11 protein-coding genes are annotated in these 13,470 nt (G+C 69.0%); 4 read left to right on the forward strand and 7 right to left on the reverse strand.

Going from position 1 to position 13,470, the window contains the following annotated elements; all coding sequences use genetic code 11:
- Together QX204_RS21680 and QX204_RS21685 are read left to right on the forward strand one after the other, a co-directional pair.
- Nucleotides 1-540 (forward strand): alkylhydroperoxidase, AhpD family, encoded by a 540-nt coding sequence (locus tag QX204_RS21680; protein WP_056811333.1) that lies wholly within the window; start codon nt 1-3, stop codon nt 538-540.
- 141 nt (nt 541-681) lie between these two features.
- Nucleotides 682-1,383, forward strand: a complete 702-nt coding sequence (locus QX204_RS21685; RefSeq protein WP_301901871.1) for a PhzF family protein — start codon at nt 682-684, stop codon at nt 1,381-1,383.
- 28 nt (nt 1,384-1,411) lie between these two features.
- Here QX204_RS21685 and QX204_RS21690 read toward each other — a convergent pair whose 3' ends face one another.
- Both QX204_RS21690 and QX204_RS21695 read right to left on the reverse strand, forming a co-directional pair.
- Nucleotides 1,412-2,776 carry an RskA family anti-sigma factor gene (locus QX204_RS21690; protein WP_301901873.1) on the reverse strand — a complete coding sequence of 455 codons (1,365 nt, stop codon included), beginning with the start codon at nt 2,774-2,776 and terminating at the stop codon, nt 1,412-1,414.
- 58 nt (nt 2,777-2,834) lie between these two features.
- On the reverse strand, nt 2,835-3,443 hold the full coding sequence (locus QX204_RS21695) for a DUF5134 domain-containing protein (RefSeq protein ID WP_301901874.1): 609 nt from the start codon (nt 3,441-3,443) through the stop codon (nt 2,835-2,837).
- A gap of 137 nt (nt 3,444-3,580) precedes the next feature.
- Between QX204_RS21695 and QX204_RS21700 the strand changes: the two genes are divergently transcribed.
- Nucleotides 3,581-4,078, forward strand: coding sequence for a GNAT family N-acetyltransferase (locus QX204_RS21700; RefSeq protein ID WP_301901876.1), 498 nt, complete (start codon nt 3,581-3,583; stop codon nt 4,076-4,078).
- Nucleotides 4,079-4,190: 112 nt separating this feature from the next.
- Here the strand turns inward: QX204_RS21700 and QX204_RS21705 are convergent, their stop codons facing one another.
- The gene (locus QX204_RS21705) at nt 4,191-5,414 is read right to left on the reverse strand and encodes an aminotransferase family protein (protein WP_301901877.1); all 1,224 of its coding nucleotides are present in this window, start codon (nt 5,412-5,414) and stop codon (nt 4,191-4,193) included.
- A gap of 53 nt (nt 5,415-5,467) precedes the next feature.
- A complete protein-coding gene (locus QX204_RS21710) occupies nt 5,468-6,109 on the reverse strand; it encodes a Pr6Pr family membrane protein (RefSeq protein WP_301901879.1) in 642 nt (213 codons plus the stop codon).
- A gap of 264 nt (nt 6,110-6,373) precedes the next feature.
- On the opposite strand from QX204_RS21710, the gene hrpA reads away from it, so the two are divergent.
- Complete coding sequence (gene hrpA, locus QX204_RS21715) at nt 6,374-10,501, forward strand: ATP-dependent RNA helicase HrpA (protein WP_301901880.1); 4,128 nt, start codon at nt 6,374-6,376, stop codon at nt 10,499-10,501.
- A gap of 54 nt (nt 10,502-10,555) precedes the next feature.
- Here the strand turns inward: hrpA and nrdR are convergent, their stop codons facing one another.
- The 3 genes from nrdR to QX204_RS21730 form a co-directional block, all read right to left on the reverse strand.
- Complete coding sequence (gene nrdR, locus QX204_RS21720) at nt 10,556-11,029, reverse strand: transcriptional regulator NrdR (RefSeq protein ID WP_056811361.1); 474 nt, start codon at nt 11,027-11,029, stop codon at nt 10,556-10,558.
- A 57-nt stretch (nt 11,030-11,086) separates the two neighbouring features.
- Complete coding sequence (locus QX204_RS21725) at nt 11,087-12,313, reverse strand: hypothetical protein (RefSeq protein ID WP_301901883.1); 1,227 nt, start codon at nt 12,311-12,313, stop codon at nt 11,087-11,089.
- Between the two features lie 159 nt (nt 12,314-12,472).
- Nucleotides 12,473-13,174, reverse strand: coding sequence for a hypothetical protein (locus QX204_RS21730; RefSeq protein WP_301901884.1), 702 nt, complete (start codon nt 13,172-13,174; stop codon nt 12,473-12,475).
- Nucleotides 13,175-13,470 lie beyond the last annotated feature (296 nt).

A 13,470-nucleotide genomic window follows, 5' to 3' on the forward strand; every position in this document is an offset into this window, starting at 1 on the left:
ATGAGCATCGAGAACCTGAAGAACTCTCTTCCCGAGTACGCCAAGGACCTCAAGCTCAATCTGTCCTCGCTGGCCCGCACCACGGTGCTCAACGAGCAGCAGCTGTGGGGCACCCTGCTGGCTTCGGCCGCCGCCACGCGCTCGGCCACCACCCTGCGTGAGGTCGCCGAAGAGGCCGCCGACGTGCTCTCGGCCGAGGCGTACGAGGCCGCGCTCGGCGCCGCGTCGATCATGGGCATGAACAACGTGTTCTACCGGGGCAAGGCATTCCTCGACGGTCGTTACGACGACCTGCGCGCGGGTCTGCGGATGAACATCATCGGCAACCCCGGCGTCGACAAGGCCGATTTCGAGCTCTGGTCGTTCGCGGTGTCCTCGATCAACGGCTGCGCGCACTGCCTCGAGGCGCACGAGAAGACGTTGCGCGAAGCGGGTGTGTCGCGCGAGGTCATCTTCGAGTCGCTGCGTGCGGCGGCGATCGTCGCCGGCGTCGGCCAGGCGGTGGCGTCCACCGAGGCGCTGGCCTCGGCCGCCGTCTGATTCGGTTTCGCGCCTGTTCTCGCGGGCGTTGAGCGGCCCCGATCCGGTTTTCCGGGTCGGGGCCGCTGCCGTGTGGAGCGGACACGGCCGGGCGCTCGCGGGTCGGTCGGCACCGCTGAGCAGGCCGGTAGGCTCGCGATCATGAACGCACATGAGGTGCCCGATGCCCCGGACATCCAGGTCGAGGTCGTCCGAGTGTTCACCGATCCGGCCGGAAATCTCGGCAACGCGCTCGGCATCGCCCGCGCGGGCGATGTCGTCGCCCTCGACAAGCAGGAGCTGGCGGCGCGGCTGGGGTTCAGCGAGACCACGGTGGTCTCCGATCCTGTCGACGGCGTCGCCGATGTCCGCATCTACACACCCGCCGTCGAGTTGCCCTTCGCCGGGCACCCCACCGTCGGCACCGCGTGGTGGCTCGATGTCCAGCACACGCCGGTGCACACCCTGCGGGTGCCCGCGGGCCCGGTGGCCGTCGCCCGGGCAGACGGCCTGACCTGGATCACCGCGCGCGCCGAGTGGACACCGAAGTTCGTTTTCCGGCAACTGGATTCGACCGAGGAGCTGGCGGCATTGTCGCCCGGCGACTTCACCACCGGCCAACACTTCTTCTGGGCATGGACCGACGAGTCGCGTGGCGCGCTGCGGGCCAGGATGTTCGCCCCCGCGATGGGCATCGCCGAGGACGAGGCGACCGGAGCGGCGGCGGTCGCGCTCACCGGACAGTTGCGTCGCGGGCTGATCATCACGCAGGGGCAGGGCTCACAGCTCTACACCGAATGGGACTCCGACGGCTGGGTGCGCCTGGGCGGACGCGTCACCGAAGATCATGTGGTGGTGCTCTGATCCGGCCGCAGCGAAGGCGCGCGTACGCCTAACCCTCCGGTTGACCACCGAAGCGACGCAGCCAGGGCGGTCTGGCCGTCCAGTGGGGCCGCCGTTGTGGTGGGGTCCCCAGGTCGGCGAGGATGCGGGTTTCGAGATTGCGGGGCGGGGCCTGCTGGTCGTCGGCGGCGAGCAGCGCGAGCACTTCGTGTACGCCACGGACGCGGGTGGCGAACTGCGACAGACTGTTCGCGGTGGTGGCGGTGAGCTTGTTCTCGATGTGATGGTGCTCGAGTTCGGCGACCGCGTCGAGCGCGTAGGCGTCGGCCAGTGACAGGACCGAGCCGGGCGGGCACCACGACTGCCTGGCCGTCCACCGGTCGATCCGCCGCTCGGCGAGCCGTTCGATGCTCTCCGCCAGCAGTCTCGTGACCATCGGCACGCGCAGACCGAGTTCGCGGCCGATGGCACGGTAGGTGCGGCCGCCGTAGTAGGCGAGAACGAAGATTTCGCAGTGGCTGTCGAGTGGGTCGTCGAAGCCGAGTCTGGCCGCGGCCGCGAGCCACGGCATGTCGTCGCCGCCGCGACGATCCAAGCGCAGGCGCTGCACCGCGAGGCGATGGATCTGGGCCAGTAGCCAGGACTGGTCAGGGGTGAACGCCGGACTGTCGTGAGCGATCTGGGCAGTGCCCGCGTCGGAGCCCGGACCTTCTGTGTCGATGCCGAACTGGCGGGCATCGGGCCAATACGCGCCGAGGTGACCGAGATCCCAGTGGGCCGCGTCGAATCGGTCCCCATCGCTGTCGCCGAGGCCGGACCGACCAGGACCGGGAGGGACAGTTCCGGTGTGGTCCGCGTCGGGATGCCGGGGCCCGCCTCCCTCGTCGTCGTGGCGGACGTCCGGATAGTCGACGCCGTAATCCGGCCCCCCGAAACGAGAGTCGGAGTCGGCGTGGTCGATGTCTGCATCGGGCAGGCGGGAACCGTCCTGGGTGTAGACGACGCCGCGACCGAAGGCGACGTCCATCGATCCCGAGAGGTCGGCGCCCAGATCGGATCGCTGTTCGGTGGCGACGAAGGCCGAACGGCCCCATGGCGTACCCAGGTCCGGACCGGGCCGCGACGGCGGGCCGACCATCGCGTCGTCGGACCGGGTATCGGATTCCCGGTCGATGTCGTCCTCGTCGACGATCCATTGCGCCGCTCGCGCACGCCGATATCCCTCACGGACGACATCTTCGGCCGCACCGCGCCGGTGCAGCACCCGAAGTGCCAATCCGAACGCGGCGGGACCGGTGGCGCGGTAGAGCGCGCGCATCTCCTCGCGATCGTCGGCGCCGGGGACGATCGCGGGGACGCGCACACCGTCACCGCGGACCCCTGACGGCGGTTGGGGACCGCGCTGCCCGCTCATCGTCGAATTCCTGCCCACACTAAGGCAATTCGCAGCCCGAGCGGTTGTGGATCGGTATTCACCGGCCGATCGCGGCGATCAGCATGAACGCGGTCCCGATATCCATCACCACATGGGGCACCAGCGCCGAGGTCAACGGGTGGGAACCGGCGGGATGAACGAAGCGGTGCCAGCGGGACCGGTGACCGACGGTACCGAGCGCGACCAAGGCGTCGAGGCCGAACAGCACCGCCAGTACCACGGCGGGCCAACTCGCCCCACCGGTGCCGTGCACCGCCCCGTGCCCAGCCATCGCGTAGAGCATCGCCGCCGCGGCGACCGTGTGATACCCGAGTGCGGGCACGCCGTCGGGTGGCGATCCGGCTCGCCACCCCAGCACGCGTTCGGCGAGCAGGATCGCGAACGCGACGGTGAGGGCGGTGAGCAGCCCGCGCATCGCGTGCGGATCGCTGGCAGCGGGGAACACCAGCATGGTCAGCATCACCAGGCACATGAGCAGGTGCGCGCTGTCGGATGCGGTATCGACACGGTGAGCCGACGGTGTTCGCCTGGTCAACCGGGTCACCACGATCAGCGACGCCAGCACGAACGCGGCGACCACCGGCCACCGCACGAACGCATACTGCTCCACGAAATCGGCCACACCCCACCACTTTCGAGTCGACACCCGCTGCACCATGCTCGCACCCCGGTCACGGTCCCGGGGTTGTTTCCACGGTCGGGACGCACGGCGCAGGACGCCACCGCACACCGGGTGGCCGACCCGGATGGCCGGACGGCTCCGTCGACCCGCAAACTGGACTGATGACCGACAACCCGACTGCCGCGGTCGACCGACTCCGGGTGGTGGCCGACGATCTCTCCGGCGCCGAAGTCCGCGCCCTGCTGGCCGCTCACCACAGGGAAATGGCCGACACCACCCCCGCGTGCAGCATGCACGCCCTCGACCTCACCGCCCTGCGCGATCCCGCGGTCACCGTGTGGAGCGCCTGGTCCGGCGACGACCTCGTCGGGTGCGGCGCCCTGAAGGAACTCGATGCCGGGCACGCCGAGATCAAGTCCATGCGCACCGCTGACGGCCACACCGGCCGAGGTGTGGCCGCCGCCGTCCTCGCCCATCTGGTCGCGGTAGCCCGAGAACGCGGGTACCGCAGGCTGAGCCTGGAAACCGGCGCGGAAGACTTCTTCGCCCCGGCCCGCCGCCTCTATCTGCGCCACGGTTTCACCGAGTGCGGTCCGTTCGGCAGCTACTCCGCCGACCCGCTGAGCAGATTCTTCACCGTGGCGCTCGAACCTTCCTGATTCCGACCGGCGACCGGCTCATCGACGTCGCGGCGCCTGATCGACCGCGTCCGGGCCGATCAGGCTCGTTGCGACGCCGAGCAGCGTTCAGCCGACGCAACCAGCGGACGAATCAGCCGAGTGCGCGGGCGAATCCGTCAGCGAGCTCGGCCACCTGTGCGTCGGTCATGACGAACGAGGGCGAGATCTGCATCGCGCCCGCTCCGGCGGCGCGGCCCGAGATGCCGTGTTCGCGCAGCGTTTTCACCAGGCCCGGTCCTTCGGAAGGGTCGGCGAGTTGGACCGCGGCCACCGCGCCGAGACCGCTGCGGACTTCGGCGACACGGGGGTGATCGGCCAGGGGCGCCAACGCGGTGTGCAAGGTGGATTCGAGGCGGGCAGCCTCTTCGAGCAGACCTTCGCGTTCGACGATGGCGAGGTTGGCCAGCGCCGCGGCGGCGGCACCGGCGTGGCCGCCATAGGTGTAGCCGTGGCGGAACCAGGTGCCACCGGCGTAGAAGGGCTCGGCCACGTGGGGAGCGATGAAGACCGCGCCCATCGGGAGGTAGCCGGAGGTGAGGCCCTTGGCGGTGGTCATCAGATCGGGCCGCAGGTCGAAGCGGGTGGAGGCGAACCAGGAGCCGCCGATGCGGCCGAACCCGGTGACGACCTCGTCGGCGACGAACAGGATGTCGTGGTCGCGGCAGATCTGGCGGACCTCGGCCAGGTACCCCTCGGGCGGCAGATACACCCCGCCCGCACCGATGATCGGTTCGCAGAAGAACGCGGCGATCTGCTCGGCGCCGACCTCTTCGATCAGGGCGAGCAGCGACTTCGCGTCGTCCCATTCGACCGTGCGGGTGTCGGCGACCAGCACGCCGTAGCCCTCCTTGTTCGGCGTCAGACCGCCGAGCGCGGTGCTCGCGTAATGCATGCCGTGGTAGGCCAACCGGCGACCGACCAGGATCTTCTTGTCGGCGCGGCCCTGTTCGTGCCAGTAGCGGCGGGCCAGCTTGGCCGCGGTCTCCACCGAATCGGAGCCGCCGGAGGTGAAGAAGATCTTGCTGCCGGGAACGGGCGCGATCGACGAGAGTTTCTCGGCGAGTTCCTGGGTGGGGGCTTCGGTGAGATCGCCGAAGTTGGAGTAGTGCGCGATGGTGCGCAACTGATCGGCGACGGCGTCGGCGATCTCCCCGCGACCGTGCCCCACATTGGCGAACCACAGCCCGGCGGTGGCGTCGAGGTACCGCTTGCCCGCGGTGTCGAAGACGTAAGCGCCCTCGCCGCGAGCGACAACGAACGCACCGTCACGATTGACGGCACCCATATCGGCGAATCCATGCCAGAGCGCATTCATGAGTCCACATTTACCCCACCCGGCGCGAACCTGCGCACCGGGCCCGCCGTGGGTCAGACTTCGGACTTGCGTTCACGCCACCGGGCGGGCAGGTCTCCCAGCGACGCCATGGCAACCGCGAGCACGACGAACACCACCAGCAACACCGCGAGGCCGATCGTCAGCGACACATATCCCTGGGTGCGCGGGTCGATGAACGGGTAGGGGTACCAATCCACGATCGGGCCGCGGATCAGGCTGTAGACACCGTAGGCCACCGGGAAGATCAGCCACAGGCCGATCAGCGCGGGGCTGGGGCGCAGGCGCGCGGCCATCGCGACGAACAACCAGTCCAGCAGCAGGACCAGCGGCACGATGCGGTGCAGGACATCGTTGATCCACTTGTCGGTGAGCATCACGTCGACATCGGCCAGCAAAACCGCGTAGACGACCATCGTGATGAGCATGTACAGGGTGACCGCTCCGCGAAACGTCTGCCAGCGTGGGCTCTGCGGGGCGAGAGTGCCGCCGACGAGCAGCACGATCACGGACAAGATGTTGGACTCGATGGTGAAGTAGCTCAGGTAGTTCGTGAGCGAGAAGCTCGCCGAGTCGATGTTGCGCACCGGAATCCACACCAGGGCGAGGAGCCCGAGCAACCCGAAGGCGATCCGGTAGGCCCTGATCCACCACGCCGTCCGCACCGATGCACTCATGCCACGCCCTCTCCGAATGCTGTGGCGACAGGCGAGGTCACGAAATCGCCGCCCGCGCCCGTCGACCGCTCGTGCCGGGATCTTCGCATGACGCAGCCTCGCTGACCGGGAGCTCGAGGTCGTACGTCCGTCGCGTCGCGCGTGATCACAGGACGCGCGGACCGCGACGGGCAGACCTCGCGGTGTGTCGTTGGTCTCCGCTGGGGCGCGAGCGGGCAACGCGGGGGAAAACCGGTGGCGGGCTTCGCTAGGCTGGTAGGCGCAATGACCAGGACAGCTAGCACCGGAACCCGCGCGCTGCGCACCCGCCTGGCGGAGGTCTCGCTGCGCGACGAACATCGGCTCCGGCGCAAGCTCGACCGTGCGCGCCCCGACGACCTACCCGCCCTCGAGGCCGAGGTCGCCACCGCCGAAACCCGCGTGGCCAATCGCCGCGCGGCGCTTCCGCAGATCACCTACCCCGAACAACTGCCCGTCTCCGCGCGCCGCGACGACATCGCCGCGGCGATTGCCGCCCATCAGGTCGTGATCGTGGCCGGTGAGACCGGCTCCGGCAAAACCACCCAGATCCCGAAGATCTGCCTCGAACTCGGTCGCGGGATCCGCGGCACCATCGGGCACACCCAGCCGCGCAGGCTCGCCGCGCGCACCGTGGCCGAACGCATCGCCGAGGAACTGCGCACCGAACTGGGTGACGTGGTCGGCTACACGGTCCGGTTCACCGATCAGGCCTCGGATCGCACGCTGGTCAAACTCATGACCGACGGCATCCTGCTCGCCGAGATCCAGCGCGACCGGATGCTGCGCCGCTACGACACGATCATCATCGACGAGGCCCACGAACGCAGCCTCAATATCGACTTCCTGCTCGGATATCTGAAGCAGTTGCTGCCGCAGCGGCCCGATCTCAAGGTGATCATCACCTCGGCTACGATCGATCCCGAACTGTTCGCCCGCCATTTCGCCGATGCGCAGGGCACTCCCGCGCCGATCGTCGAAGTGTCGGGTCGGTCGTATCCGGTGGAGCTGCGGTACCGGCCACTGTCGCTGGAACTCCCCGGCACCGACGAGGACGAGGACACCCGCGTCGTCGACCGCGACCCCACCGACGCCATCGCCGACGGGGTCGTCGAACTGTTCGCCGAGGGCGACGGCGACGTGCTGGTGTTCCTGTCGGGCGAACGCGAGATCCGCGACACCGCCGACGCCCTGCGCGACCTGAAACTGCCCCGCACCGAGATCGTGCCGCTGTACGCGCGGCTCTCGGCCGCCGAACAGCACAAGGTCTTCGCTCCCCATACCGGCCGCCGGGTGGTGCTGGCCACCAATGTCGCCGAGACCTCGCTGACGGTGCCGGGCATCCGCTACGTCATCGACCCCGGTACGGCCCGTATCTCACGCTATTCGATGCGCACCAAGGTGCAGCGGCTGCCGATCGAGGAGGTCTCGCAGGCCTCGGCGCGGCAGCGATCGGGTCGCTGTGGTCGCGTGGCGGACGGTATCTGCATCCGGCTGTATTCCGAGGACGATTTCGAGGCCAGGCCCGCGTTCACCGAGCCGGAGATCCTGCGCACCAACCTCGCGGCGGTCATCCTGCAGATGACGGCGCTCGGGCTCGGCGACATCGAGAGTTTCCCGTTCGTGGAGGCCCCCGACCGGCGCGCCATCCGCGACGGCATCGCATTGCTCGAAGAACTGGGCGCGTTGGCGCACGGAAGCACCAAATCTGTTGACGGCGAAGCTGATTCGGGCGGACATCTCACCCTCACGCCGATCGGGCGGGAGATGGCCCAGCTGCCGGTGGATCCGCGGATGGCGCGCATGCTCGTCGAAGCGCGGCGCAACGGGTGCCTCGACGAGGTACTGATCATCGTCGCGGCGCTGTCGATTCAGGATGTGCGCGAACGTCCCGTCGAGCATCAGCAGGCGGCCGACACTCAGCACGCGCGCTTCGTTGTCGAGGGCTCGGATTTCCTGGCCTACCTGCGACTGTGGGATTACCTCACCGAGCAGCGGAAATCACTGTCGTCCAACCAGTTCCGCCGGATGTGTCGCGACGAGTTCCTGCACTACCTGCGCATCAGGGAGTGGCAGGACCTGCACGGCCAGTTGCGCACGATCGCGCGCGGGATGGGCTGGAACGACGCGGGTACCGGCCGAGAACAGACGAACGCCGGTTCCGCCGCTACCACCGACCGCGCGGGCACCAAGGCCGACGGCTCGCGCCAAGCGGGCGGGCGGTCACGACGCCGCGGCGGCGCAGCCCCCCGTGGACCGCAAGCGGCCCCCGTGAAAGCCGTCGTCGGGTCGGCGGATTCGTCCGATGACGACGCGATGCCATGGCCGAGTACGCAGATCCATCAGTCGCTGCTGGCGGGGATGCTCTCGCACATCGGTGTGCGCGAGGCGGAGTCACGGGAGTTCCTCGGGGCGCGCAATGCGAAGTTCATGATCTTCCCCGGGTCGTCGCTGGCCAAGAAGGCGCCGCGCTGGGTGATGGCGGCCGAACTGGTGGAGACCTCGCGGCTGTGGGGGCGGATCGCGGCGAAGGTGGAACCGGAGTGGGCCGAACGGCTCGCCGGCGATCTGGTGAAACGTACTTACTCCGAACCACATTGGTCGTCCAAGCGTGGTTCCGCGCGCGCCTACGAGCGGGCGACGCTGTACGGCGTGCCGTTGGTGACCGGGCGGCCGGTGGACTTCGGGCGCATCGACCCGGAACTCTCACGGGAGCTGTTCCTGCGCCATGCCCTGGTGCAGGGCGAGTGGCAGACGCGGCACGGGTTCTTCGCGCGCAATCGGGCGCTGATCGACGATGTCGCCGACCTCGAACATCGGGCCCGGCGGCGCGACATCCTCGTCGACGACGAGGTGCTGTTCGAGTTCTACGACAAGCGCGTCCCCGCCGATATCGTGTCGGTGCGCCATTTCGACAGCTGGTGGCGCAAGACCGAGCGCGATGATCCCGCGCTGCTGGACTTCTCGACCGACACCGTGGTCAATGCCGGTATCGCCACGCTCGACCCGACCGACTTCCCCGACGCCTGGCGCCAGGGTGAGCTCAGCTTCCCGCTGACCTACCAGTTCGAGCCGGGGCGAGACGACGACGGCGTCACCGCGCGGATCCCGGTGGAACAGCTCGCGCACGTGCGGGCCGTCGGCTTCGACTGGCTGGTCCCCGGCATGCGCGAAGAACTCGCCACGGCGTTCATCAAAACCCTCCCGAAGACGTTGCGGCGCGCGGTCGTTCCCGCGCCCGACTTCGCATCGGCGGCCTTGCGCGCGCTGACCCCGCGCGCCGAACCGCTGCGCACCGGGCTCGCCCGAGAATTGTCGCGGCTGGGTTCGGTCACCATCACCACCGAGGACCTCTCCCCCACCGCGCTGCCCGATCACCTGCGGATGACCTTCGCCGCGGTCGATCAGAGCGGCAAGGTGCTGGCCAAGAACAAGAGTCTTCCACAGCTCAAAGCGCAACTGGCCGAACAGGTTTCGGCGTCGGTGGCCCGTGCGACCGCCGGCGCCGAGCGTGCGCCGGCCACGGTGTGGACCTCGGAATCGCTCGGTTCGGTCGCGCCGACCGTGACCCGCGAAGTCGCGGGCCAGACTGTGACCGGGTACCCGGCCCTGGTTCCCGAGGGCGAGGGCGTGGCGGTGCGGGTACTGAGCTCGCCCGGCGAGCAGGCGGCCGCGATGCGAGCGGGTGTGCGCACCCTGCTGCTCGCCGCGATCCCGACCTCGACGCGCGCGGTCACCGCCGGACTGCCCGCCCGCGATCGGCTGGCGCTGAGTCAGAACCCCGACGGGTCGCTGGACAAACTGGTCGAGGACTGCCGGATCGCCGCCGCCGACGAACTCATCGCCAAGGCGGGCGGCCCGGTTCGCACGCCCGCGGAGTTCGACAAGCTGGTGGCGGCCGTCCGCCCGCAACTGTCCACGGCGGTCGTCGCCCTGATCCGCACCGTCGTGCCGGTCTTGGCGGCCGCCCAGCAGGCGCGAGCGGCGCTGGCCGACACCCTCGAAACCGATATCGCCGATGATGTGCGCCAGCAACTCGACGACCTGCTCTTCCCCGGTTTCGTCGCCGAATGGGGACGGGTGCGGCTGCGTGAACTTCCGCGCTACCTGCTGGCCGCGGCCCAGCGCCTGGAATCGCTGCCGGGCTCGGCGGTGCGCGACCGGCAGGGGATGGTCGAGGTGGATCGGATGCTCGTCGCCTACGACAAGCTCGTCGGCGCGCTGGCGCCCGGGCGCAAGAACGCGCGTGAGGTCACCGAGATCTGGTGGATGATCGAGGAACTGCGGGTAAGTCTGTTCGCTCAGAAGTTGGGCACGCCGTACCCGGTATCGGCCAAGCGCATCGAGAAGGCGATCAGCACGATCCGTCGCTGAAATCGGTGCGGGCGTTGTGGTTTCGCCACGGCGTCACCGAGGTCGCGGCGTAGATCAGTCGGTCGCGGCGACGGCGGCCGCCTCGCGGGCAGCGCGCATCTCGGTGATCTCGCGTTCGAAATCGGCTGCGCTGGTGAAGGACCGGTACACGGAAGCGAAGCGCAGATACGCTACTTCGTCGAGGTCGCGCAGCGGGCCGAGGATGGCGAGACCGACCTCGTGGCTGGGCACCTCGGGAGAGCCTTTGGCGCGCACCGCGTCTTCGACCTGCTGGGCCAGCAGGTTCAGGGCGTCGTCATCGACTTCGCGACCCTGGCAGGCGCGACGCACACCGACGATCACCTTCTCGCGGCTGAACGGCTCGGTCACGCCACTGCGCTTGACCACCGACAGGATCGCCGTCTCGACCGTGGTGAATCGGCGCCCACAGCTCGGGCAGGATCGACGGCGACGGATCGCAGTACCTTCCTCGGCTTCCCGCGAATCGACGACGCGCGAGTCGGGGTGTCGGCAATACGGGCAATGCATCCGAGGGTTCCTTCGTCGATGCGCATTTCTATTCCATGGCTCTTGACAGGATACCGGTCAGGATGGCACAACCTGCCACTGCGTGGTCAGGTCCGCGATGATGTCGGGCAACCGGGCCAGCATCCGGCCCCGGTCGAGCTTGACCGCGAACGGCTCGCGATACACCGCCGCCGCGGCTGCCGCGTCGGTCGCGAGAGCGAGGTGGCGTGGCAGCAGGTCGGCGGCGATGTAGTCCCAGCGGGTCTCGCGGTCGGCCCAGTTGAACGCGGGCAGCGGTGTCCGCAGACCCAGCGGCCGCCCCGCGGCGATCGGCGACCACACCGTGACCGGGGCGTACACGCCGGGAGCACGGGTACCGGGGACCGCGGGCTTGCCTGCGACGGTGGTGACATAGGTGAGTACCCGCCCCATGCCGTCGCGGCCGCGCGCGGTCACATCCCACTGGTCGGCGACGATCTGGTTCTGTTCCCGGTCGGCCATGGCGACCAGCGCGTCGGCGCGACCCGCTTCGGTGCCGCCGTCGATCCCGGCCCAGGCCACCCGCATGCTGTCGTCGAGCAGACCGGCCGCGAACATCTCGTCGATACCCGCCATCCCGTCGGCCAGGTAGGCCTCGTGCATCGGGACCAGGTCGATGAAGATGTGCTTCTGCATGATCGTCAGCCGGGTCTGATACCAGGCGAGGTCGGCGACGGTCAGCCGCGGACCGAGGACGGCGAGGGCGGTGATGTCGGCCGGTACCCCGGTGAGCAGTTGCGGCGGTGTGGCGCCGAGCAGGCCGGCCACCGTGTTGCCGAGGTCGTGGATCCCGTCGACGGAGACGACGCCGCCGACATCGCCGACGTCGAAGAAGCCCGCGGCGAAGGACGCGCCCGCGATGCCTGCCATGCCCGCCCAGTAGAGATCGGAGCGGGCGGCGGCGATGCGGAAGTAGTTCACATACACCTGGCTGAAGGTGGCGGAATTGGCCGCGACACCGCGCTCGGGCGCCCAGGCTGCGAGGTCGATCGCGGCGTTGTCGGTGGCTACGACGAGCCAATACTGGTGCAGCAACGTCGCATACCGCGTCGGGTCGATGCCGTCGGCCCGCGCCTGGGTCAGCGCCTCCCGCAGCGGCGGCTGCGACGACGGGAGCTCGGGGTGCAGGCCGCCACCGTATTCGCCGTCACCGTTGAGAGCAGGCAGATCGAGGTAGGCGGCGTAGGCGGGAACCGCGTGCGCGGCGGGTGCCAGCAGCGCGCCGAGCACCACAGTGAGCAGAAGAGCGACCGAACAGCGGCGCACCGAGACCTCGCATCAGGGTTCGATCGAGGCCCCGGCCTCGATGCAGGATGCCCGTCACCGTAGCAACGTGTTCTAGTTTCAGGGTGCGATTCGTCGATACCGACGTTCTCACAGGCGGCCGAAGCCGCCCCGAAAATGTTTCCGCGCAGCTACTTCCACTCATCGGCCCGGCTCGAACTGCGCGCCGGACCCGACGCCCGCCTGCTCCGAGGTTCCCGGAATCGTCGAGTCGACGTGGTCGACGAAACTGCCGGCCCGCACATGCGCCAGCCCAAGGAAAGCCACGACGATCAGCGCGGTCACCAATGCCGTGACAGCCAGCGCGGCGAAGCCCGCCTTGGCCCGCTCGACCCGATGCAGCGGATGCATGCCCTTGGCGCGACCGGTCCGCACGGAACCGCGGGCGTAGAGCGACAGTTCGCTGCGCGGAGCGCGCGGCTGTGGGCCGCGATCGACCGACGGGCGAACAATCGCACGGCGTTGCGGCGCACTGCGAGGCACGGTGGCGAAGGCGAGATCGAGTTCGGCGTCGGTGAGTGCGATACGCCGAGCGGGACGCACGATATCGGCCGGTTCAGCAGCGGGCAGGCGGTTCGCGGGCATGCTCAACACGCCGGATCGGACGATACTGCGCGCGACATTCGTGGGCGGCGTCGCGGCTCGACGGGTCGGGACGGAGTCGGCGAGCACCGTGGTCGACGACGCTTCGCCCGCGTGCGGTTCGGCGCTCGCCCGCTGGGGCATCGCCGGTCGGACCAAGGCGAAAGGTCGTGGGGTGCGGGCGGTCCGGCGGCGGCGGAGCATCGGCTCCGGAGCGGCGGTGGGGTCTGAGGAACGCAGGGCGCTGGTTGCTGTGCTCATCGGAAGAACCTCCGGGGTGGTGTGCTCCGCTGCTGCGAGAAAGTACTGGTGAGGCGGCGATGCCTCCCGTTGTTCGAACACCTGTGCGACGAACTGATGTTCGATTTCTACCAGATCCCCGCGCCCCTGTCAGCACGAAACGCCCGACATGCTCGAACAGATGTTTGATTGTTCGGCGTGGCCCGACTAGCCTCGAGATGGCCAATTCGACAACTCAGGAGGGCGGGACACGGTGACCCACACAGACGACACGGGTGACGAAAGCGGCACCGGCACCGTCACATCGGGATCCGGAA

Source organism: Nocardia sp. PE-7 (assembly GCF_030486425.1).
GTDB classification, from domain to species: domain Bacteria; phylum Actinomycetota; class Actinomycetes; order Mycobacteriales; family Mycobacteriaceae; genus Nocardia; species Nocardia salmonicida_A.

Bases quoted from the DNA above. Each gene is read 5' to 3' on its own strand.
- QX204_RS21680 (WP_056811333.1), top strand. From the start codon at position 1: ATGAGCATCGAGAACCTGAAGAACTCTCTTCCCGAGTACGCCAAGGAC.
- QX204_RS21685 (WP_301901871.1), top strand. From the start codon at position 682: ATGAACGCACATGAGGTGCCCGATGCCCCGGACATCCAGGTCGAGGTC.
- QX204_RS21690 (WP_301901873.1), bottom strand. From the start codon at position 2,776: ATGAGCGGGCAGCGCGGTCCCCAACCGCCGTCAGGGGTCCGCGGTGAC.
- QX204_RS21700 (WP_301901876.1), top strand. From the start codon at position 3,581: ATGACCGACAACCCGACTGCCGCGGTCGACCGACTCCGGGTGGTGGCC.
- QX204_RS21705 (WP_301901877.1), bottom strand. From the start codon at position 5,414: ATGAATGCGCTCTGGCATGGATTCGCCGATATGGGTGCCGTCAATCGT.
- QX204_RS21710 (WP_301901879.1), bottom strand. From the start codon at position 6,109: ATGAGTGCATCGGTGCGGACGGCGTGGTGGATCAGGGCCTACCGGATC.
- hrpA (WP_301901880.1), top strand. From the start codon at position 6,374: ATGACCAGGACAGCTAGCACCGGAACCCGCGCGCTGCGCACCCGCCTG.
- nrdR (WP_056811361.1), bottom strand. From the start codon at position 11,029: ATGCATTGCCCGTATTGCCGACACCCCGACTCGCGCGTCGTCGATTCG.
- QX204_RS21730 (WP_301901884.1), bottom strand. From the start codon at position 13,174: ATGAGCACAGCAACCAGCGCCCTGCGTTCCTCAGACCCCACCGCCGCT.